Origin of the sequence: Pseudomonas sp. BF-R-24 (assembly GCF_019947335.1) — a bacterium.
Lineage (GTDB): Bacteria > Pseudomonadota > Gammaproteobacteria > Pseudomonadales > Pseudomonadaceae > Aquipseudomonas > Aquipseudomonas jessenii.
Window position 1 is genome coordinate 129,949 of record NZ_JAGYGG010000007.1, and the last position, 22,615, is coordinate 152,563.

Sequence of the window (22,615 nt, forward strand, 5' to 3'; positions counted from 1 at the left end):
ACAGCGAACCCGGCCGATACGCAGTGGTCATAACAGCTGATGGCAGCGCAAACGATCAGTGGCCCAGAGCCCGGTTCTTTCACGAGCGCAGCCTGCAATTCACACATTTCAGGGTGCGCCGGATAACCTCAGCGGGTTCGGTTCCTGCGTGACGCAGGCACTTGCCGCTGCTCTCATCCCCTGCTCCCTCAGCGGAGTACGCAAATGACTCGATCAATGCAGTTCTTCCTGTCGTTCTTCCTCGCGATTGCAACATTGGCATCGGCCGGTTTCCTGAACAATGCCGCAGCGGCCACCGCCGAGGATCTGAATGCCGACGCTCGGCAAGCGTTGCAGGCGCTCTACAAGACCAATCCATTCTCCGAAACCATCTCGCACCAAGCCAAGGCTGTGCTGGTCTTCCCGAACATCATCAAGGCAGGACTTGTATTCGGCGGCAGTTATGGCGAAGGCGTTTTAATGAAGGGCACGAAAGTCGAGAACTACTACAACTCCGTCAGCGGTTCATGGGGGCTGCAGGCCGGCGCCCAGTCGTACGGCTATGTGGTTTTCCTGATGACCGATAAAGCCGTGAAATATGTCGCTGAAACCAAGGGCTGGGAAATCGGTGTAGGGCCAACAGTTGTGTTTGTGGATGAAGGAGTTGCGAAGAACCTGTCCAGCTCGACGCTCAAAGACGACGCCTACGCGTTTATCTTCGACCAGCAAGGGTTAATGGCGGGGGTCAGTATCGAGGGGACGAAGATTTCTCTGATCAAGCGCTGAAGTCACCGTCTGACTGGCCATCGGGAGCGTGATGGCGGCCTATGCCAACCCGGATGGGGTTTCCCCTTCAGGCTAGGCTGTCCTCACTCCTGGCGCACAGACGCACCTGATGGTTGGGAAGCCATCTGGACGAGCAAGGCTGTTTCGACCGTTCATTGATCCAGGTCTAAACATTGAATGACCGAATCCTGATAATGACTTTTCAGTTTTTAGGTAGGCCTTAAATGACTTCACAGCTCTTCCAGGTTCACGGCCTCGTGAGTTTTACCCTTGCCATCCTCCTGCTTTTCCTTGGCAAAACCCTCGTCCAGCACAACGCCTTTCTCCGTCAATACTGTATCCCCGAATCGGTCGTCGGCGGCTTCGTCTGTGCGGCGGTTACGTCCTTGCTTTACTTTGGCCTGAATATCCAGATCGAATTCGATCTGCAAATTCGCGACACCCTGCTGCTCTATTTCTTTGCCGGCATCGGCTTGAAGTCGGACATGCGCCAACTGCTCAAGGGCGGGCGCCCGCTGCTGATCCTGCTGTTACTCGCCGCTGTGTTCATTCTGCTGCAGAACTCGCTGGGCATGGGCGTGGCCGAGGCTTTTGGGCTTGATCCCAAGGCGGGCTTGATGGTGGGCTCCATTTCCCTCACGGGTGGGGTGGGCACGACCCTGGCCTGGGCACCGCTCTTCGTCGAAAAACTGGGCATCAGCAACGCCCACGAACTGGGCATCGCCAGCAACACCGTCGGCCTGATTGCCGCTTGCGTCATCGGCGGCCCTATCGCCAACCAGCTGATACGCCGTTATCAACTGACGCCGTCCAGGGATGCGGAGCTGGAAGTCGGCATTCTCGAGCAACAACCGAGCAAGGCGCTGGACTACTACGACGTGCTCTGGGCCTGGATGTGGCTCAACCTGACCCTGATGCTCGGCTATGGACTCAACCTGCTGCTGGTCGATGCCGGCATCACCCTGCCCAAGTTTGTCAGCTGCCTGTTCGCGGGCATCGTCATTCACCACCTCGTTCTGGCCTTTGTCGGTGACCTGCGACTGAAAACCTGGAGCGGTGCCAGCCTGGGCCTGTCACTGATCTCCGATATCTGTCTGGGCATGTTTTTGACCATGGCCCTGATGGGGCTTCAGCTATGGCAACTCAGCGGCGCGTTGATGTTCATTCTTTGCGCATTGACCCTGCAAATCCTGCTGACGGTCGCCTATACGTATTTTGTGGTCTTCCGCTTTATGGGGCGCAATTACGAAGCCAGCGTGATTGCTTCCGGGTTCGGCGGGATTGCCCTCGGTTCCACGGCGACGGCCATCGTCAACATGTCGACCGTGACGCAAAAGTACGGCGCGGCGCACCAGGCCTTCCTGATCGTACCGCTGGTGTGTGGCTTTTTCATTGACCTGGTCAATGCCGTGATCATCAGCATGTTCAGTGGTCTGTAGCGACCTCGGCCCGGCTCTCGGACGGCCGGACACACCGAACCTGGGAAAGCGGACGAAAGGAGCAGCAGGATCGATGCCGCAAGGATAGGCTCAGAGTAAGAGAGTGCCCCAGCCCTGATCCGGCCAGGTACGATCTCAAATGCGCCTCTTGCTACAGGGGAACCGGGATGACGGGACACACTGTGCACCAATGCTCGTCGTGGATCCTGCTATCCCTGCTCGCCGTCGATCTGGCGCTGATAGCCGGCTGTTCAGGCAAGGCCAGCACGGCTCAGCATTCTGCCCCCAGCACCGGTTCGACCTGCTATGCAAAAGCCCTCCCCACTGTCGGCGAAGGAGGTCTCGCCTGGGGCGACACCCTAGACATGGCTCGCCAGAAATCCCTGAGTAATTGCATACGCTATTCCGGCCGATCCGGCGGCACGCCAAGTACCTGCAAAGTGGTGATGGCGGAATGTAAGCATTGATAGAGCGGTTTTTCATTTCTGCGCCGCTTTTGCATTTCTGTGCGACAGATCCCACTTCAGGGGCTCCCGTTTCACACGCTCGCGGTGTTAGCTTTGAGATGTTTCTGATCAATCGATCAGATATTTCCTACGAACCGCCTGCAAAGGAATGCCCCCAGCAATGGATTTCTCCCTCAAGCACCTGGCTGCGACCACCCTCATGCTCGCCAGCCTTTCGTCGTTCACCACCGCTGCCCACGCCAACATCACCCCGCAACAGAACGCGATCATCCTCAAGACCTTCAGTGATGCATCGGTCAAGGATTTCAGGCAGTTCCTGGGAAGCCTGGCCAAGAGCGATATCGCCAAGACCGACGACCTCGGCCCGGCCATCCGTGCCTTCCTCGACAACAAGACGCTTACCGCCGGGCAGCAAAACGAAATCCATCGTTTGCTCGGCCTCTATGCCCGGGTGAAATACGGCAGCGCGGCCACCGAAACCCTGAAGGAGCTGGTGGCCATACCGACCGTGCGCGTGGACGGTGTCGACCAGCACGACAATCCCGAATTCCTCAAGATTGCCGAGAAGATCAAGGGCCTGGCCCAGGCGTTCAACCTGAACTTTCGCAACATCGACAACCGCGTCTACGAGATCTCCCTGGAAGGCAGCGGCGATGAAGTCGTGGGCATTCACGCCCATGCCGATGTGGTGCCGGTGACGCCGGAAAACTGGGTGCTGCAGGACGGCACCCGCCTTGATCCGTTCAAGGTCACCCTGATCGGCGATCGCATGTATGGCCGCGGCACCGAGGATGACAAGAACGGCATCGTGGTGGCGCTCTACGCCATGAAGATCATCAAGGAGGAGAAGCTGCCGCTGGCCCGCAACTTCAAGCTGCTGGTCGACACCACCGAAGAGACCACGGGCGACGCCATCCCCTACTACTTCGAACGCAACCCCACACCCAACTACAACCTGGCGCTGGATGGCGGCTACCCGGTGGTGATCGCCGAGAAAGGCTACGGCACGGTCATGGCCAGCTTCGCCAAGCGCACCGCGCAAGGCAAGGGCGCAGAGATCACCTCGATGACCGGTGGCCTGGCCACCAACCAGATTCCATCGACATCGGTTGCGACCCTGGTGACCGACAAGCCCGCCGAACTGGCCGCCAGCCTGCAAAAGGCCGGCACCGAGTATGCCAAGCGCAACGGCGGCAACTTCGAGGTCGCCGCCAAGGTCGACGGCAAGGACGTCAAACTGACGGTCACCGGTGTGTCCGCCCACTCCTCCGAGCCCGAGTCCGGCGTCAACCCGGTGGCCAGGATGCTCGACTTCATCAATGGTCTCGACGGCAAGGTCGCGCTCAAGCACAACCAGATCACGGACGCCGCCCGCTACGCCGCCGACAACTGGGGGCTGGACTACCTGGGTGGCAAGTTGGGAGTCGGTTTTTCCGATGAGTTCATGGGCCCGCTGACCACCTCCCTGACCTATGTCGGGATGGATGACAAAGCCTTCAAACTCGCGGTCAACCTGCGCGTGCCGAAGGGCAAGACGCCGGATGTGCTCAAGTCAGAAATCGCCGCAAAGCTGGACGCCTGGAGCAAGAAGACCAGCATCGCACCAACCTTCGACCTGTCGATCGCCGAACCGATGTACCGCAACCCCGAGGGTGAATGGGTCAAGGCCTTGCTCGCTGTGACCAGCGAAAACCTCGGCATGGAACACAAGTTCGGCACCTCCGCCGGCGCCACCTCCGTGCATGAACTGCCCAACGGCGTGCAATTCGGCCTGGCCATGCCGGACGTCAAATACACCGGTCACAACGATAACGAGTTCAAGACCACCGAGCAGTTCCTGCTGGACTTGCAGATCGTGACCGAAATGATGGGCCGCATCGGCCAATTGCCGAAGCTTTGACCCCCCTTCGGACCCGCCACCCTGGCGGGTCCATTGCTCCCAAATCACATGCCGGCCCCTGTAGGAGCGAGCCTGCTCGCGAAAAACCCAAGGGCGCCACGGTCCGTCTGGTTTCCCGCGTCATCGTTACCCCCCATCGCGAGCAGGCTCGCTCCTACGGGTCGATTTGATCCAGCACCCGATTCGCCGTGATCTCCGCCAGCATCACGCTGTTGGAAATCCCCAGCAGCGCATTGCGCGCCCCACCGTCCAGGTGATCCACCAACTGGTGGACCATCACATCGACCGACGCGAGGGTTTCGACCAGATAAACCATCAAGGTTTCGGGACTCGCCTGTGGGTCCACGGTGAACAAGGTACCGGGTTTGCGCGGTATGGCTTTGATATCGGCAATCGAGGGGATGTGAAAATCGGGGGCGGCTTCGTTGAGCCTGGTTGAGTCGGGTTCATGTGGGGAGACCGGATCGGCCTCCGGTGGGTTTGGCGTTACCTTGAACATGATCTTCAATTCCTGAGTGATGCGGTCACCGCTTCGCGACTAAACGAAGGGGTGGCAGCTGTACGCAGGTTAGTCGACCGGGGAATTGAAGAAGCCGGCGCACCCGAAGGTGCCCTGCGCACAGCCACCATCAAATACAGGTGTAAATACCTGTCTGACGGACACTTGTGCGACTTCAATTACCACCAGGCGACTAAACCCGATCACTGATGGGCAGTGACGCGAATCAAGTTACCGATGGCCCCCAAGGCGCACAAGCCGGCGGATTCTGGCGTAACCGTAGGCAACGGCGCAAGGCCTTGTAGCTTGCATGAAGTAACCTTAAACACCTTTAAACAAACACTCTCCGGCGATGTTGAGTGACATGGCGCACTTGCCCGGATTGATGAATAAACCTCATGAACCCTTGCCGATTTACCCGTCTAGTGCTCATCCGTTAGCTCGCTTACTGTTTCCCCAGCGGTCCTGCACCCAGCCGATACCACTGACGTGCAGCCTGACCATCAAAAGCGGGAATTTGGGGTGAAACCACCCCGCCCGTTGTGCGCTCGTTCCTGACGGCCCACGACCTGAGAGGGAAAACCATCATCCCCTTCAACACCCACGGCGGCTGCCTCGCAGTTGGCTGACCCGCCTTTAGGAGCAACATTGATGAATCCCTTGATCGCCCCATTGGTGGCCTTATCGCTCATGGCCGGGGAAGCCTGCGCCCAGTCCTCCAACGAGATCCGCATCACCCACGCCAGCTCCCAGCCCTCCGTCAAGGGGGCTGCGGAAAACTTCACCGGCACGGTTCGGGTTGATGGCCTGTTCAAGGGGGATTCCCCTGCCCGCATCGGCGGCGGCACCGTGACCTTCGAACCCGGCGCACGCACGGCCTGGCATACCCATCCGCTGGGGCAAACGCTGATCGTCACCGCCGGGGTTGGTTATGTGCAGCAAGAGGGTGGCCCACGTCAGGAAATCCGTCCGGGCGACATTGTCTGGATCCCGCCGCAAACACGTCACTGGCATGGCGCGACGGCCACCCACGGAATGACTCACATCGCCATCGCCGAAGCCGAGGACGGCAAGGCTGTCACTTGGGCGGAAAAAGTCTCGGATGCGCAGTACGAAGGTCAATCGCCCGCGCAGGGCTTGTAGCTGTTTGTTGTAGATCAACCTCACTCGAGCACCGCCTGCCAGGCAGTGATGAGCAACGGATGGAGCTTTCACGATGACCACTGATACACCGATTGCACATCGCAAGACCGGTGCCCTCCCCGCGCTGATAGCCCTGTGTCTGGGCCTTGGCTTGATGTCGGGTGTGGCCACTCAGAACGCCGAGGCATCGCAACCCATGACCAGCACACAACCTGCGGCACAAACGCTGTCGGCCAGGCAACAGGCCATTCCACTGATCGCAGCGTTCATGGCGACCAGTGACATGCCAAGGCTCAACGCTGCCTTGAACCAAGGCCTGGACGCCGGCCTGACGGTCAGCGAGACCAAGGAAATCCTGGTGCAGCTTTACGCCTATGTCGGCTTCCCGCGCAGCCTCAATGCATTGAATGAACTGATGACGGTGGTGCAAGCGCGCAAACAACGTGGCATTCACGATGAGCCTGGACGTGAACCCAGCCGTGCCATTGCAACCGGTGAAGCATTGCTCGCGGCAGGAACGGCCAATCAAACCCGAATTTCCGGTGGCCCGGTCAAGGGGCCGGTGTTCGATTTTGCCCCGGTCATCAACCGGTTTCTGCAAACCCACCTGTTCGGCGACATCTTCGAGCGCGACAACCTCGACTGGCAAAGCCGCGAGCTGGCGACCGTCGGCGCTCTGGCCGCAACGCCGGGTGTGGAGTCGCAGTTGCGCTCGCACATGGGGGCGAGCCTGCGGGTTGGGTTGAGCGTGGAGCAATTGCGCCAAGTCATCGAGGTACTGGCCGAGCACGGCGATGAACAATCCGCCAAACGTGCAAGCACTGCCCTGACACAGGCACTTGCTGCCTCGGGAGGTTGAACATGAAGACTGGAAAAAACCTGCTGAACATTACCCTGCTGAGCGTGCTTGCCGCCTGTGCAAGCCATGCCAATGCCGCCGCCCCCTTGATGATTCAGGAGCAAGGCAGCTTCGCCGCCGGCGGGACGATGATCACCGCACCGGGTACGTTCAACCCGCGCAAACCCATGACGCCAGACGGCCAGACTTACCACGGCGACCATGCCTACACCTTCTACCAAATCCCGGTCGATGCGCGAAAACTGCCCATCGTCATGTGGCACGGCGCAGGCCAGTTTTCCAAGACCTGGGAAACCACCGCGGATGGCCGCGAAGGCTTCCAGAATATTTTTCTGCGGCGCCAGTTCGGCGTGTATCTGATCGACCAGCCGCGTCGTGGCGATGCCGGCCGCAGCATGGTCGAAGCAACGGTCAAGCCTGTCCCGGACGAGCAGCTCTGGTTCAACCAGTTCCGTATCGGTCTGTGGCCTAACTATTTCGAGGGTGTGCAGGTTGCCCGGGATGCGCAAACACGCGACCAGTTCTTCCGCGCGATGACGCCAAACACCGGTCCGTTCGACATGGGCGTGGTCTCCGATGGCGTGTCGGCGGTCTTCGACAAAATCGGTCCCGGCATCCTGTTCACGCACTCTCAGGGTGGCGGGCCTGGTTGGTTGACGGCGATCAAGAACAACAAGGTCAAGGCCATCGTGGCTTTCGAGCCGGGCAGCAGCTTCGTCTTCCCGCAGGGTGAAGTACCCGCGCCGATTCCCAGCGCGTTCGACACGGTACAAGGCGCAGCGGTGCCGATGGATCAGTTCATGGCGCTCACGCGCATTCCGGTCCTGATCCTCTACGGCGACAACATCCCGGAGCAAGCCGTCGACCTGCCCGCTCAGGACAGCTGGCGCGCCCGACTCACCATGGCCCGGCTTTGGCGCGATGCCGTCAACAAACACGGCGGTGACGTGAGGCTGATCCACTTGCCGGAGATTGGCATCAAGGGCAATACCCACTTCCCCATGTCGGATCTGAACAACGTGCAGATCGCGGACCTGGTGTCCGGGTTTCTGACAGAAAAGCATCTGGATTGACGGCTTCAGCACATTTTTTAACGCGCCTTTTAATGCTTCGGAGACACTCATGAGAAACACAATTTTGAAAGCCTCGCTGATGGCCGCCATGGTCGGTATTTCTGCTGGCGAAGCCGGCGCCGCCGACTACAAAAAGAACCCGTTCACCTTGGCTTACGACGGTGCAATTACCAAGAATGAACCCGGCAAGGTCAACATCCATCCGGTCACCTACAAGCTCAATGGCCTGGACATCGCTGCCAACGTCTACACCCCTGCCAACTACGATGCGAAGAAGGCTTATCCGACGGTGGTGGTGGCGCACCCCAATGGCGGCGTGAAAGAGCAAGTCGCCGGTTTGTATGCCCAGCGACTGGCCGAACAAGGCTACATCACGATTACCGCCGATGCCGCGTATCAGGGCGCAAGTGGCGGACAACCGCGCAGCATCGACAAGCCCGCGTACCGCATCGAGGATATCCACGGCATGGCGGACTTCATCACCCAGTATGCTGGCGTCGACGGCAAGCGTCTGGGCCTGCTAGGCATCTGCGGTGGCGGTGGCTACTCGTTGGCCGCCGCGCAAACCGACAAGCGATTCAAGTCGGTGGCGACCGTAAGCATGTTCAACTCTGGCCGGGTGCGTCGCAATGGCTACAACGACTCGCAACTGGACACCATCGAGCAACGCCTGCAACAGGCTTCCGCTGCTCGCGCCCAGGAAGCGGCCGGAGGTGAAGTGCTCTATTCGGGCGATGCCAACCTCACCGACGAGCAGATCGCCAAACTGCCGTTCGAGCTGTATCGCCAGGGTTATGAGTACTACTGGAAGACCCATGCCCACCCTGATTCAACCTTCAAATACACCACGAGCAGCCTGCTGGACCTGATGCGCTTCGACGCCACCAACCAGATCGAACTGATCAATCAGCCATTGCTGATGATCGCCGGCAGCAAGGCCGACAGCCTGTACATGACCCAGGATGCGTTCCCCAAGGCCACCGGTACCAAGGACAAGGAGTTGTTCATCATCGACGGCGCAACGCACATCGAAACCTACTGGGTTCCCAAGTATGTGGACGCAGCACTCGGCAAGTTGACGCCGTTCTACGCAAGAACCTTGTGACTGGTTCGTTGGGGTCGCGCATCCATGCGGAACCTGATTACATGGAATAATCCCGCGCTCCGCATGAGAGGCTCTCATCAATGTCTCGCGCCAATCTCAACGATCTGCAAGCCTTCGTGGTCATTACCCGCGAAGGCAGCTTCACTCGCGCCGCCGCACAGCTGGGCGTCTCGCAGTCCGCGCTCAGCCACACCATGCGCGCTCTCGAAACCAGGCTCGGCGTTCGCCTGTTGACCCGAACCACGCGCAGCGTATCCCCTACCGAGGCCGGTCAACGGCTGTATCAGTCCATGGCGCCGCGCTTCGACGAAATTGAACTTGAACTGGCTGCGGTCAGCGAGTTTCGCGATACCCCGGCAGGCAACGTGCGGATTTCAGCCTCCGAACATGCGGCGAACAACATCCTTTGGCCCAAGCTGTCGAAGGTGCTTCCCGACTACCCGGACATCAAGGTCGAAATCACCGTCGACTACGCCCTCTGCGACATCGTCGCACAGCGCTACGACGCGGGCGTGCGCCTGGGCGATCAGGTGGCCAAGGACATGATCGCCGTCCCGATCGGCCCCCCGTTGCGCATCGCCGTAGTGGGGTCTGCCGAATACTTCAAACAGCGGCCGTATCCGAAAGAGCCAAGGGATTTGGCCGCACATAATTGCATCAATTTGCGCCTGCCCACCCACGGGAACCTGATGCAATGGGATTTTGAGAAGGACGGTCACGAACTCAAGGCGCGTGTCGAAGGACAATGGACGTTCAACAGCAGCGTGCCGATCCTGCGCGCTGCTGTCGCCGGATGCGGGCTGGGGTTCCTGCCAGAAGATATGGTAGCCAGGGAGCTTGCCGACGGAAGCCTTGTGCGGGTACTCGAAGACTGGTGCCAGCCTTTTGCCGGTTACCACCTTTACTACCCCAATCGCCGTGAGCATTCTTCAGCGTTCGGCGTAGTGGTGGACGCGTTGCGTTACAAGCGCTGAGTCGTCCATGGTCAACCTGCCTGGATGGCACGGATGAAATACGTGAGTGGTTCCAGTTTCAAATAAACACTGGGAGATACCCGGTTTGATCTAGGCTTGAATGAAATCACGCGGGAAAAAAACCATGTCCCTCGCTCCCGGAAATCTATTGGCCCTGGTTTTGGGTGTCTTCTTTTGCACAGCCGTGTACGGACAAGGGGTAGCAGACACCGATTCCCCACCGGCAATACTTCCATTGGCATCCGAGACTGCGCCAAAACTCATTGCCTACCCGCCGCTTGCCGAGCCACTCGCCCGCGGTGTTGTCATTATCCAGTATCGAACAGAACACGCCAGGATCATGCCGGTATTTGGCAAAGCAGCTGTTGAAGTATCACCACGTCTCGGTCACCTCCACGTGACCGTCGACGACTGGAAAGGCACATGGGCGCACACCAGCGAAGACCCGATCATCCTGGTTGGACTGACGCCCGGCACTCACAAGGTCCTTCTTGAAGTGGCCGACCCGACTCACAAAATCCTCACCAGTACGACAGTGAGTTTTATCGTTCCGCAGAAGAAGCCGGCGGACGCTCCCCACATTGACAATGATCACGCAGTCAAACCATAACGATTGAGTGTTCATAGCTGACTGCGGTGGTGTGAGTAGCCTCTGATTTCGAAAACACATCTAACTGACTACGCTGTTTTCAAGTCTTTTCGCCAACCTGCACTTCGCTTTACTTCTGGCAGCACAACTCCACCCTCAGGGTGACGGTAGATAGCCCATCACACGTGACTCGCCCATCAGCAGCGGGCGATTCAGTTCCGCACAAGCACGCAAGTACTCGGCCACCAGAGTGACCCGCTTCAGCTTGCGCAGGTCCTCGCTGTAATACATCCAGAACTGCCGCGTGATCTCCACTTCACCGGGCAGCACTTCGCACAGGCGGGGATCGGGGCCGGCGAGGAAGCAAGGCAGGATCGCCAGCGCCCGCCCCTCCAGGGCTGCGTGGTAATGAGCCACCACGCTGGTGCTGCGCAGGCGACTGTTGGCGCCGGGCATCAGGTCGTTCAGGTAGAGCAGCTTGAAGCTGAAGGCCAGATCCTCGACGTAGGTCACGAACGGGTGAACGGCCAGGTCCTCGCGACAGCCAATCGTCGGATGACTGGCCAGGTACTCCGGCGTCGCATACAGACGCAGGCGGTAGTCGCACAATCGCGAGCACACATAGGGACCGCGCTCGGGCCGTTCCAGGGTGATGGCGATGTCCGCCTCGCGCCGTGACAGGTTGATGAAATGCGGGACCGGCAAAATGTCCGCCGAGATATGCGGGTAGTGCTCGAGGAAGTGGCTCATCTGCGCAGTGATGAAACAGGTCCCGAAGGCTTCGGTACAACCGATGCGCAGGTGCCCGGCGAGCCCCCCGGTGGTGCCGAAAACCTGCTCGCAGGCTACCAGCAGCGTACTTTCCAGGGATTCGGCGTGGCTGACCAGGCGCTGCCCCTCCACGGTCAGGACAAAACCTGCGGTTCGCGACTTCTCGAACAGCAGAGCACCCAGGCACTGCTCCAGGGCGCGGATGCGCCGCGACACCGTGGTGTAGTCCACCCCCAGGCGGCGAGCTGCACCGCTGGCGGTGCGGGCACGGGCGACCTCGAGGAAGAAACGCATGTCGTCCCAGTTCAGTGGGTTCTGCGTTGTGCTTTTTTGCATATCCATCGGGCTTTTCTGCCAATACATATGGGAAATATGCACTTATATACTCGCATCTCACCCAACTTGGCCAGCGTCGTTTTCAGGCCAGGAAAGCCCCCCACCCCAATAATAAATACCGAGGGCTGACAGCATGAGCGCATGGATAAACACCGGCTTGCACGCCGGACACAAACAGCTGCGCAACAGCGCAATCGCGGCCACGGTTCTCGTCTGCCGTTGGCCCGATCCGCTGCTCGCCGCGCAGCGGATCGGGCTCGCCCTCCTGCACCGCCCTCTCTCCACCGCAAGGTCATCCGGGCGGCAATAACTCCAGCACATCAGCATTCAGGTGGCGTCCCGCATCGGGTCGCCGCCCGGGTACCCGTACGCCCCTCAAAAGGCCGAACAACAAAAACAACTAGAAATGCGGAGCTGCACCATGACGACCGACCATCCGAACCACGTCCAGACCTGTGCACTGGTCAGGGCCAATCCCAAGTTCCACCGCCTCGCGCGCCAGCGTGCACTGCTGGCCTGGACGCTGAGCGGCGCGGTCCTGGCTATCTATTACAGCTTCATCATGGTGGTGGCTTTCGCCCCTGCCTGGCTGCACCTGCCGCTCTACGACGGCAGCCACCTCAGCCTCGGCATGCCAATCGGCGTGACGATCATCCTGTTGTCCTGGCTACTCACCGCCTGGTACGTGCACAGCGCCAACACCCGCTTCGACGTACTCAGCTCGCAGATCCTGCAGGAGTCCCGCGCATGAAACGCCTGTTCGCCCTTCTCGCCCTCAGCCCTGTGCTGGCCCATGCCGAGCCCATCATTGCGCAGAAGCAACCGCTCAACCTGCACGCCATCGGCATGTTTTTCGTCTTCGTCCTCGCCACCCTGCTGATCACCTGGTGGGCGGCACGACGCACCCGCTCCGCCGCCGACTTCTACAGCGCCGGTGGCGGCATCACCGGCTTCCAGAATGGCCTGGCAATCGCCGGTGACTACATGTCGGCGGCAACTCTGCTGGGCCTGTCGAGCCTGGTCTTCGCCAAGGGCTACGACGGCTTCGTCTACATCATCGGCTTCTTCGTCGGCTGGCCCATCGTCACCTTCCTGATGGCCGAGCGCTTGCGCAACCTGGGGCGCTACACCTTCGCCGACATCGTCTCCTACCGCCTCGATCAAACCCGCGTGCGCAGCTTCGCCGCCCTCGGATCGCTGACCGTGGTGTGCTGCTATCTGGTGGTGCAGATGGTCGGTGCCGGTCAACTGATCAAACTGCTGTTCGGTCTCGACTACCGCACGGCGGTGGTGGTAGTCGGACTGCTGATGCTGGTCTATGTCATCTTCGGCGGCATGCTCGCCACCACATGGGTACAGATCACCAAGGCGGTCCTGCTCCTGGCGGGCGGCACGACCCTGGTGCTGATGGCCCTGAGTCGCTTCGATTTCAGCTTCGAGACACTGGCCGCCCAGGCTGTGGCCGTGCATGCCAGCGGCGTGCAGATCATGGGCCCGGGCACCTTGCTGGCCGACCCGATCAACGCGGTGTCCCTATCCCTTGGACTGGTCTTCGGCATTGCCGGCCTGCCGCACATCCTGATGCGCTTCTTCACGGTGCCCAATGCCAAGGAAGCGCGTAAATCCGTACTGTTCGCCACGGTATTCATCGGTTTCTTCTTCCTGGTGGTCTGCGTCCTGGGCTATACCGCCATCGTCATCGTCGGCACCGATCCTCAGTACTACGTCGATGGCAAGCTCGGCGGGGCCATGATTGGCGGCAGCAATATGGTGGCCATGCACCTGGCGAAGGCGGTGGGTGGCAACCTGTTTCTCGGTTTCCTCTCTGCCGTGGCTTTCGCCACCATTCTCGCAGTGGTGGCTGGCCTGGCCCTGGCCGGTGCCTCGGCCATCTCCCATGACCTTTACGCTTCGGTATTGAAGAAGGGCTGCGCCGACGAGAAACAGGAAATGCGCGTGTCGCGCATCGCCACCATCTGCCTGGGCATCGTTGCGATCGCCCTCGGCATTCTGTTCGAGGGCCAGAACATCGCCTTCCTGGTCGGCCTGACGTTCGGCATCGCCGCCTCGGCGAATTTCCCGGTACTGATCATGGCCATGTACTGGGGCGGCCTGACCACCCGCGGCGCCCTCTATGGCGGCCTGACCGGCCTGGTCAGCGCACTGGCCCTGGTGATCGGCTCGCCGTCGGTGTGGGTCGGCGTACTGGGGCATGCCCAGGCGCTCTTCCCTTACGACCAGCCGGCGCTGTTCTCCATGCCACTGGCCTTCCTGGTCATAGTGGTCGCTTCCAGGCTTGACCGCAGCGAACGCGCCGACCGCGAGCGCGCCGCCTATGCCGACCAGTTCGTCCGTGCCCAGACCGGCCTTGGAGCTGCCATGGCCAGCAGTCACTGACGCTGCTTTTTCCGGGGCTGACGCCCCGAGCGCGAGTCCGCTCCTTTGCTTCGCGCTTTTTTACGCCCGACCTGCGCCGCTCGGCGCAGGACACCCCAAAAGCGCCCCTCCCTCGCCAACGCCAAGCGGCGCGGGAGCGGCTCGTCGACAACAAAAACAACAAAAGGCAACCAATGAAACCCACCACCCTCACCCTGTTCCTGGCCGGCACCGGCCTCGCCGCACAGGCTCACGCCGACTTCTTCGCAGACAGCACGGCCAGGCTGGAAACGCGCAACTTCTATTTCAACCGCGACTTCCGCCAGGCCAATGCCGCCCAGTCCAAGCAAGAAGAATGGGCGCAGGGTTTCCTTCTGCGCTACGAATCCGGCTATACCGACGGCATGATCGGCGTCGGTATCGACGCTCTTGGCCAGCTCGGCGTCAAGCTCGATTCCAGTCCCGATCGCTCCGGCTCCGGCCTGCTCAAGCGCGACAGCCAGCCGCCCAAACGCGCCAAGGACGAGTATGGCGAACTGGGCCTGACGGCCAAGTTCAAAGCGTCCAACAGCGTGCTCAAGCTCGGCACCCTGACCCCGAAGTTGCCGGTGCTGTTGGCCAATGACTCGCGCCTGTTGCCGCAAACATTTCGCGGTGGCCAGTTGAACGTCCAGGAGATCAAAGGCCTGAGCGTCGATGCCGGGCGCGTGGATCGGGTCAACCAGCGCGACTCCTCGGACTACGAGAAAATGGCGATCACCACCACCGGCGCCAAGGGCATTGTCAGTGGCCAGGCCCGCAGCGACGCCTTCAATTTCGCCGGCCTTGCCTACCAGTGGAACGACCGGCTGAACACGGGCTACAACTACGGCGGCCTGGACGACTTCTACCACCAACACCAGTTCAGTCTGGTCCACGTGCTGCCGCTGGGCGCAGGCCAGACGCTCAAGAGCGACCTGCGCTACGCCCGCTCCACCGACGACGGCAACAGCAACATCGACAACAACGCCTTCGGCGCCATGTTCACCTATGCCCTCGGCGGCCATGCCTTCGGTCTGGGCTACCAACGCATGAGTGGCGACACCGGCTTTGCCTACGTCAATGGCAGCGACGCCTACCTGGTCAACTTCGTGCAGATCAACGACTTCGCCAACAAGGACGAGCGTTCCTGGCAGGCGCGCTACGACTACAACTTCGCGGCGCTCGGCATTCCCGGCCTGACCTTCATGACCCGCTACCTGGCCGGTGACAGCATCGATCTGGGCGCCCGCAGGCCTGAGGGTCGCGAATGGGAGCGCGACACCGACATCGGCTACGTGGTGCAGAGCGGCCCGCTGAAAAACCTCGGTCTGAAGTGGCGCAACGCTACGGTGCGCACCGCCCACTTCGGTAACGATCTCGACGAGAACCGCCTGATCCTCAGCTATACCCTGGCGCTCTGGTAAGCCCCCGCAAAAGGCGGGTGCCGCTCACATCGCTTGACGGTGCGGGCAGCACCCGCCTTGTGCATTTCTGGCGCATCGGGGATGCCGCCAGCCTGTGTTTTTTTGCACAACGCACGGGACTTTTTGAGCATTCTTATTTGATTTATGCCTGCCTATACTCGATTCAACCGCTTGGTCATGAACCAGGTCAGTCCCAATAAAAATAAACAGGGCACCCACCGTGAAGCCATTCTTGCTTGCCGTCGTCTCCCCACGTTCAGGTACCCGCGCGCGTCTCGGGAGACTCCAATGAACAACAACTGCCAACCTTTCCTCGCCGCCCGAGACTTCCTGCTGGAACACCGCACCGATTACGCCACAGCTGTGCGTGATTTCCGCTGGCCACAGTTGACCGAGTTCAACTGGGCTCTGGATTACTTTGACGCCATGGCCGAGGGCAACCAGGCCAATGCCCTGTGGATCGTCGAAGAGGACGGCAGCGAACAACGCTACAGCTTCCAGCAACTGGCCGCGCGTTCCAATCAGGTGGCCAATCACCTGCGTGCCCTCGGCGTGCGCCGTGGCGAACGCATCCTGCTGATGCTCGGTAACGACGTCGCCCTGTGGGAAACCATGCTGGCCGCCTTCAAACTCGGCGCCGTGGTCATTCCCGCCACCGCCCTGCTGACCCCCGATGACCTGCGCGACCGCATCGAGCGTGGCCAGGTTCGCCACCTGGTAGTCGGTAGCGCCCATGTCGACAAGTTCGTCGGGCTGGGTGAAGACTGCAGCCGCATCTGCGTCGGTCCGTCCCCCGCCGGCTGGACCCCGCACAGCGCCGCCAGCGAACATTCCGAGCAGTTCGAAACCGAGGGCCGCACGCTGGCCACCGACCCGATGCTGCTGTACTTCACCTCCGGCACCACCTCCAAGCCGAAGATGGTGCTGCACAGTCACCAGAGTTACCCGGTCGGCCACCTATCGACCATGTACTGGATCGGCCTGCAGCCGGGCGACCTGCACTTGAACATATCGTCACCGGGCTGGGCCAAGCACGCCTGGAGTTGCCTCTTCGCACCATGGAATGCCGGTGCCTGCATCTTTATCCACAACACCGCACGCTTCAGCGCGCAAGCCCTGCTCGGCGTGCTGGAACGCTACGGCGTCACCAGCCTGTGTGCGCCGCCTACCGTGTGGCGCATGCTGATCCAGGAAGACCTGGCCAGTTACAAGACACGCCTGCGCCTGCGCGAACTGGTGGGCGCCGGTGAGCCGCTCAACCCGGAGATCATCGAGCAGATCCTGCACGCCTGGGGCCTGTTGCTGCGCGACGGTTTCGGCCAGTCGGAAACCACCGCCCTGGTCGGCAACACGCCTGGCCAGCGGCTCAAGCCGGGGTCCATGGGCCGTCCGCTGCCGGGCTACCGGGTGACCATGCTCGACCCTGATGGTGTGCCGGGTAACGAAGGCGAAGTGGCCCTGCCGCTGGATGTGCGCCCGCTCGGCCTGATGCTGTGCTACGAGGACAGCCCGGAAAAGACCGCCGAAGTGATGCGCGACGGCTACTACCGCACCGGCGACACCGCGCAGATCGACGAAGAGGGCTACATCACCTTCGTCGGCCGCGCCGACGACGTGTTCAAGGCTTCCGACTACCGCATCAGCCCCTTCGAGCTGGAAAGCGCGCTGATCGAGCACCCGGCGGTGATGGAAGTGGCCGTGGTGCCAAGCCCCGACCCGGTGCGCCTGGCAGTGCCCAAGGCCTATCTGATCCTGGCCCATGAAGCCCAGGGCAGCCACGAACTGGCCGGCAGCATCTTCGCGTTCGCCCGTGAGCACCTGGCGCCCTACAAGCGGGTACGGCGCATCGAATTTGTCAGCGAGCTGCCCAAGACCATCTCCGGGAAGATCCGCCGGGTGGAACTGCGGCAAATGGAAACGCAGCGCCGTCAGGGCGACGCACGTGGCCCGCAGGAATACTTCGAAGAAGACTTCCCGCAACTCAAGGGCTGAACCCAGGCCGGTACGCCGGCCCTTCTGAATCCAAATCCGACCGCTCGGCCATCCAGGCCGAGTGGCTTAACTCGACCCAAAGAAAGTAGGCAGAACTGAAAATGACCTCTTCCAGCATTCCAAGCGTCAAGCTTCTCATCAACGGCGAATTCGTCGAATCGCGCAGCACTCAGTGGCGCGACGTAGTCAACCCGGCCACCCAGGAAGTCCTGGCCCGCGTCCCCTTCGCCACCGCCGAGGAAATGAACGCCGCCGTCGCCAGCGCCAAGCAAGCCTTCAAGACCTGGCGCAAGACCCCGATCGGTACCCGTTCCCGTGTCTTCCTCAAGTACCAGCAACTGATCCGCGAGAACATCAAGGAACTGGCCGCCCTGCTGACCGCCGAGCAAGGCAAGACCCTGCCGGATGCCGAAGGTGACGTGTTCCGCGGCCTGGAAGTGGTCGAGCACGCCGCCAGCATCGGCAACCTGCAGATGGGCGAACTGGCCAACAACGTGGCCAACGGCGTCGACACCTACACCCTGCTGCAACCGCTGGGCGTGTGCGCCGGCATCACCCCGTTCAACTTCCCGGCGATGATCCCGCTATGGATGTTCCCGATGGCCATTGCCACCGGCAACACCTTCGTCCTCAAGCCGTCCGAGCAGGACCCGCTGGTGACCATGCGCCTGGTGGAACTGGCGCTGGAGGCCGGTGTACCCAAGGGTGTACTCAACGTCATCCACGGCGGCGTCGACGCGGTGAACCTGATCTGCGACCACCCGGATATCAAGGCCGTATCCTTCGTCGGTTCGACCAAGGTCGGCACCCATGTCTACAACCGCGCCACCCAGAACGGCAAGCGCGCGCAATGCATGATGGGCGCGAAAAACCATGCCATCGTCCTGCCCGATGCCAACCGGCAGCAGACCCTGAACAACCTGCTGGGCGCCTCCTTCGGCGCCGCCGGCCAGCGCTGCATGGCTCTGCCCGTGGTGATCCTGGTCGGTGAAGCGCAGGCTTGGCTACCGGACCTGATCGAGCGAACCAAAACCCTCAAGATCAATGGCGGCACCGAGCCAGGCACCGACATCGGCCCGGTGATTTCCTGCGCCGCCCTGGACCGCGTCAACGGCCTGATCGCCAGCGGCATCGAAGAAGGTGCAAAGCTTGAACTCGATGGGCGCAACCCGAGCGTGCCGGGCTACCAGGACGGCAACTTCGTTGGCCCGACCATTTTCTCCGGCGTGACGGCGCAAATGTCCGTGTACCGCGAAGAGATCTTCGGCCCGGTGCTGTGCGTGATGCACGCCGCCAACCTGGATGAGGCAATCGAGATCATCAACGCCAACCCGAACGGCAACGGCACTGCCCTGTTCACCCGTTCCGGCGCTGCCGCGCGTCACTTCCAGGAAGAGATCGACGTCGGCCAGGTCGGCATCAACGTGCCAATCCCGGTACCGGTCCCGCTGTTCTCCTTCTCCGGTTCGCGCGCCTCCAAGCTGGGCGACCTGGGTCCCTACGGCAAACAAGTGGTGACCTTCTACACCCAGACCAAGACGATCACCCAGCGCTGGTTCGACGAGGACGACACCAGCGGCGCGGTGAACACCACCATCACCCTGAAATGACCTTTGCCGGCCGGCGCCTTGCGTCGGCCGACGACAAGCGCGCGCAGGATTTCCTGCGCCACTGCCCCCTATCGTAAAAGGTAGCCAACATGCATATCGGATTTCTCGGCCTCGGCAACATGGGCGGCCCAATGGCCCGTAACCTGCTCAAGGCTGGCCACAGCCTGACCGTCTTTGATCCCTTCCCCCAGGCGGTCGCCGCCCTGGTGGAGGCCGGCGCCAGCGCCGCCGACTCGCCCGCCGGCGTGGCCAAGGCCAGGGTTGAGGTGATCATCACCATGCTCCCGACCGCCGAACACGTGAAGCAGGTCTATCGCGGCAAGGACGGCCTGCTGGCCAATATTGGCCCAGGCGTGTTGCTTATCGACAGTTCGACCATCGACCCGCTGAGTACCCGCGAAGTGGCCAAATATGCCCTTGCCCAAGGCAACCCGATGCTCGACGCGCCGGTATCCGGCGGCACCGGCGGCGCGGCGGCAGGCACCCTGACCTTTATGGTCGGTGGCCCGGACAGTGTGTTCGACCAGGCCCTGCCGATCCTCTCGGCCATGGGCAAGAACATCGTGCACTGCGGCGCAGCCGGCAACGGCCAAGTGGCCAAGATCGCCAACAACATGCTGCTCGGCATCTCCATGGTCGGCGTCGCCGAAGCCATGGCCCTGGGTGTGGCCCTGGGCATGGAAGCCAAGGTGCTGGCCGGGATCATCAATACCTCCAGCGGTCGCTGCTGGAGCTCGGAGGTCAACAATCCGTTCCCGGGTGTACTGGAAAACGCGCCGGCCTCACGCGGCTACAGCGGCGGCTTTGGCAGCGACCTGATGCTCAAGGATCTGGGCCTGGCCACCGAAGCGGCCAGGCACGCGCGTCAACCGGTCGCGCTCGGTGCTGTAGCCCAGCAGCTGTACCAGACCTTCAGCCTGCAAGGTAATGGCGGCCTGGACTTCTCCGCCATCATCCAACTGTTCCGCGGAGAAGCCTGAGCATGAGCGAGCAGCAAGCCCCGGTGCTGGCCAGCGTACGCAACCGCGTCGGCCACCTGACACTGAATCGGCCAAGCGCGTTGAACACCCTGGACCTGCCCATGGTGCGCCTGCTATGCCGGCACCTGTGGGCTTGGGAACAGGACCCGCAGATCGTCGCCGTGACCATTCGCGGCGCCGGTGAAAAGGCCTTCTGCGCCGGTGGCGATATCCGCATGCTGTACGACAGCTACAAGGCCGGCGACAACCAGCACGAGCTGTTCCTCGAGCAAGAGTATGCCCTCGACGAATACCTGCATGGTTACACCAAGCCCGTGCTGGCGCTGCTCGATGGTTTCGTCCTCGGCGGCGGCATGGGCCTGGCCCAGGCCGCCTCGCTGCGGGTGATCACCGAGCGCACGCGGATGGGCATGCCGGAAGTCGGCATCGGCTTTTTCCCCGATGTCGGTGGCAGCTATTTCCTGCCGCGACTGCCGGGGGAACTGGGAACCTATCTGGGCATCACCGGCTGCCAGGTGCGTGCCGCCGATGCCCTCTATGCGAACCTTGCCGACTACTACCTGCCCAGCGAACGGCTGGCCGAGCTGGATGCCTGTCTCGACCACCTGAACTGGACCGCTGCGCCCGACGAAGACTTGCAGGACCTGCTTGCCGACATGGCTACAGAGCGTCTTGCCGGGTCCGAGCTCAAGGCCTGTCGCCAGGCGATCGACGAGTACTTCGCCTTGCCCGATGTCCCGGCCATTCGTACCGCGCTGCAGCGAGAACAACGCCCTGAGCTGCAAGACTGGGCCGAACAGACCGTGAAACTGCTCGACAGCCGCTCGCCACTGGCGATGGCCACGACGCTTGAGTTGTTGCGCCGTGGTCGTTACCTGAGCCTGGCCGAGTGCTTCGCTCTGGAGTTGCACCTGGACTACCAGTGGTTCGACAAGGGCGACCTGATGGAGGGTGTGCGCGCCCTGATCATCGACAAGGACAAGCGCCCACGCTGGAACCCGCCAACCCTGGCAGAGCTGGAACCTGCCCGGGTGCAGGCCTTCTTCAACGAGTTTCAACGCGCCTGCGGCAAGCCCGTACGCACCGCCTGATCGGCAGGAGACTTTGCAATGCACGATATCGAATTGACCGAAGAACAACGCATGATCCGCGACATGGCGCGTGACTTCGCCCGCAGCGAAGTCGCACCGCATGCCCAGGCCTGGGAGAAGGCCGGCTGGATCGATGACGCCGTGGTGGCGCAGATGGGCGAGTTGGGCCTGCTGGGCATGGTCGTGCCGGACACCTGGGGCGGCAGCTACACCGACTATGTGGCCTACGCCCTGGCCGTGGAAGAAATCTCGGCCGGCGACGGTGCCCTCGGCGCGCTGATGAGCATCCACAACTCGGTAGGCTGCGGCCCCCTGCTGAAATACGGCACCCCCGCGCAGCAGGACAGTTGGCTGCCGCTGCTGGTCAGTGGTCAAGCGATCGGCTGCTTCTGCCTGACCGAGCCACAGGCTGGCTCCGAGGCGCACAACCTGCGCACTCGTGCCGAACTGCGCGACGGTCAATGGGTACTCAATGGCGCCAAGCAGTTCGTCAGCAACGGCAAGCGCGCCAGGCTGGCCATCGTCTTCGCCGTGACCGATGCGCAACTGGGCAAGAAGGGGCTGTCGGCCTTCCTGGTACCGACCGACAACCCCGGCTTCGTGGTCGACCGCAGCGAACACAAGATGGGCATCAAGGCCTCCGATACCTGCGCGGTGACCCTGAACAACTGCACCATCCCCGAGGCCAACCTGCTGGGAGAACGCGGCAAGGGCCTGGCCATTGCCCTGTCCAACCTGGAAGGCGGCCGCATCGGCATCGCCGCCCAGGCCTTGGGTATCGCCCGCGCCGCCTTCGAGGCAGCCCTGGGCTATGCCCGCGAACGCGTCCAGTTCGGCAAGCCGATCATCGAGCACCAGAGCGTGTCCAACCTGCTCGCCGACATGCACACCCGACTCAACGCCACCCGCCTGCTGATCCTGCATGCGGCGCGCCTGAAAAGCGCCGGGCAACCGTGCCTGTCCGAAGCCTCCCAGGCCAAGCTGTTCGCCTCGGAAATGGCCGAGCGCGTGTGCTCCAGCGCCATGCAGATCCATGGCGGCTACGGTTACCTGGAAGACTACCCGGTAGAGCGCTACTACCGCGACGCGCGCATCACCCAGATCTACGAAGGCACCAGCGAAGTCCAGCGCCTGCTGATCGCCCGCGAACTGAGCCACTACGCGCTCTGACCTCCTCCAGCCGGACGCGACTGCCGCGTCC

The 22,615-nt window shown here is 61.6% G+C and carries 20 protein-coding genes and 1 pseudogene; 19 read left to right on the plus strand and 2 right to left on the minus strand.

Features of this window, described 5'->3' with window-relative positions; all coding sequences use genetic code 11:
• Positions 1–204: 204 nt before the first annotated feature.
• The 4 genes from KGA98_RS08215 (at position 205) to KGA98_RS08230 (ending at position 4,571) form a co-directional block, all read left to right on the plus strand.
• The gene (locus KGA98_RS08215; protein ID WP_223502017.1) at positions 205–765 is read left to right on the plus strand and encodes a YSC84-related protein; all 561 of its coding nucleotides are present in this window, start codon (positions 205–207) and stop codon (positions 763–765) included.
• Positions 766–989: 224 nt separating this feature from the next.
• Complete coding sequence (gene gltS, locus KGA98_RS08220) at positions 990–2,204, plus strand: sodium/glutamate symporter (protein WP_223502018.1); 1,215 nt, start codon at positions 990–992, stop codon at positions 2,202–2,204.
• A gap of 167 nt (positions 2,205–2,371) precedes the next feature.
• Positions 2,372–2,671: a DUF4189 domain-containing protein gene (locus KGA98_RS08225; RefSeq protein ID WP_223502019.1), complete on the plus strand. Its 300-nt coding sequence runs from the start codon at positions 2,372–2,374 to the stop codon at positions 2,669–2,671.
• 160 nt (positions 2,672–2,831) lie between these two features.
• Positions 2,832–4,571 carry a dipeptidase gene (locus KGA98_RS08230; protein ID WP_223502020.1) on the plus strand — a complete coding sequence of 580 codons (1,740 nt, stop codon included), beginning with the start codon at positions 2,832–2,834 and terminating at the stop codon, positions 4,569–4,571.
• Positions 4,572–4,725: 154 nt separating this feature from the next.
• Here KGA98_RS08230 and KGA98_RS08235 read toward each other — a convergent pair whose 3' ends face one another.
• Entirely contained in the window at positions 4,726–5,070 is a 345-nt protein-coding gene (locus KGA98_RS08235) for a DUF6124 family protein (RefSeq protein ID WP_223502021.1), read from the minus strand.
• 515 nt (positions 5,071–5,585) lie between these two features.
• Between KGA98_RS08235 and KGA98_RS08240 the strand changes: the two are divergent.
• The 7 genes and pseudogenes from KGA98_RS08240 to KGA98_RS08270 all read left to right on the plus strand — a co-directional run.
• Positions 5,586–5,681, plus strand: a pseudogene (locus KGA98_RS08240) (flavodoxin); the annotation flags it as partial.
• Between the two features lie 40 nt (positions 5,682–5,721).
• Positions 5,722–6,213 carry a cupin domain-containing protein gene (locus KGA98_RS08245; protein ID WP_223502022.1) on the plus strand — a complete coding sequence of 164 codons (492 nt, stop codon included), beginning with the start codon at positions 5,722–5,724 and terminating at the stop codon, positions 6,211–6,213.
• A 73-nt stretch (positions 6,214–6,286) separates the two neighbouring features.
• Positions 6,287–7,072, plus strand: coding sequence for a carboxymuconolactone decarboxylase family protein (locus tag KGA98_RS08250; RefSeq protein ID WP_223502023.1), 786 nt, complete (start codon positions 6,287–6,289; stop codon positions 7,070–7,072).
• Positions 7,073–7,074: 2 nt separating this feature from the next.
• Positions 7,075–8,145: an alpha/beta hydrolase gene (locus tag KGA98_RS08255; protein WP_223502024.1), complete on the plus strand. Its 1,071-nt coding sequence runs from the start codon at positions 7,075–7,077 to the stop codon at positions 8,143–8,145.
• A gap of 49 nt (positions 8,146–8,194) precedes the next feature.
• Complete coding sequence (locus KGA98_RS08260; RefSeq protein ID WP_154908444.1) at positions 8,195–9,250, plus strand: alpha/beta hydrolase; 1,056 nt, start codon at positions 8,195–8,197, stop codon at positions 9,248–9,250.
• A gap of 80 nt (positions 9,251–9,330) precedes the next feature.
• On the plus strand, positions 9,331–10,224 hold the full coding sequence (locus KGA98_RS08265; RefSeq protein ID WP_154861915.1) for a LysR family transcriptional regulator: 894 nt from the start codon (positions 9,331–9,333) through the stop codon (positions 10,222–10,224).
• Positions 10,225–10,348: 124 nt separating this feature from the next.
• Positions 10,349–10,834 carry a DUF6130 family protein gene (locus KGA98_RS08270; protein WP_223502025.1) on the plus strand — a complete coding sequence of 162 codons (486 nt, stop codon included), beginning with the start codon at positions 10,349–10,351 and terminating at the stop codon, positions 10,832–10,834.
• Positions 10,835–10,969: 135 nt separating this feature from the next.
• On the opposite strand, the gene KGA98_RS08275 is transcribed toward KGA98_RS08270, so the two are convergent.
• Positions 10,970–11,947, minus strand: coding sequence for a LysR family transcriptional regulator (locus KGA98_RS08275; protein ID WP_090456025.1), 978 nt, complete (start codon positions 11,945–11,947; stop codon positions 10,970–10,972).
• A gap of 394 nt (positions 11,948–12,341) precedes the next feature.
• Between KGA98_RS08275 and KGA98_RS08280 the strand changes: the two genes are divergently transcribed.
• The 8 genes from KGA98_RS08280 to KGA98_RS08315 all read left to right on the plus strand — a co-directional run bounded on the left by KGA98_RS08280 (position 12,342) and on the right by KGA98_RS08315 (position 22,584).
• The gene (locus KGA98_RS08280; protein ID WP_090456027.1) at positions 12,342–12,671 is read left to right on the plus strand and encodes a DUF485 domain-containing protein; all 330 of its coding nucleotides are present in this window, start codon (positions 12,342–12,344) and stop codon (positions 12,669–12,671) included.
• Positions 12,668–14,317, plus strand: a complete 1,650-nt coding sequence (locus KGA98_RS08285) for a cation acetate symporter (protein ID WP_090456028.1) — start codon at positions 12,668–12,670, stop codon at positions 14,315–14,317. Before KGA98_RS08280 ends, KGA98_RS08285 begins: the two co-directional genes overlap by 4 nt.
• Positions 14,318–14,490: 173 nt before the next feature.
• A complete protein-coding gene (locus KGA98_RS08290; protein ID WP_090456029.1) occupies positions 14,491–15,741 on the plus strand; it encodes an OprD family porin in 1,251 nt (416 codons plus the stop codon).
• A gap of 288 nt (positions 15,742–16,029) precedes the next feature.
• Positions 16,030–17,733 carry an AMP-binding protein gene (locus KGA98_RS08295; RefSeq protein WP_223502026.1) on the plus strand — a complete coding sequence of 568 codons (1,704 nt, stop codon included), beginning with the start codon at positions 16,030–16,032 and terminating at the stop codon, positions 17,731–17,733.
• Positions 17,734–17,834: 101 nt separating this feature from the next.
• On the plus strand, positions 17,835–19,343 hold the full coding sequence (locus KGA98_RS08300; protein WP_150813951.1) for a CoA-acylating methylmalonate-semialdehyde dehydrogenase: 1,509 nt from the start codon (positions 17,835–17,837) through the stop codon (positions 19,341–19,343).
• Positions 19,344–19,432: 89 nt separating this feature from the next.
• A complete protein-coding gene (mmsB, locus tag KGA98_RS08305) occupies positions 19,433–20,323 on the plus strand; it encodes a 3-hydroxyisobutyrate dehydrogenase (protein WP_223502027.1) in 891 nt (296 codons plus the stop codon).
• A gap of 2 nt (positions 20,324–20,325) precedes the next feature.
• Positions 20,326–21,414 (plus strand): enoyl-CoA hydratase/isomerase family protein, encoded by a 1,089-nt coding sequence (locus KGA98_RS08310; protein ID WP_090456036.1) that lies wholly within the window; start codon positions 20,326–20,328, stop codon positions 21,412–21,414.
• A gap of 18 nt (positions 21,415–21,432) precedes the next feature.
• Positions 21,433–22,584, plus strand: a complete 1,152-nt coding sequence (locus KGA98_RS08315; RefSeq protein WP_090456037.1) for an acyl-CoA dehydrogenase family protein — start codon at positions 21,433–21,435, stop codon at positions 22,582–22,584.
• Positions 22,585–22,615: the final 31 nt, after the last annotated feature.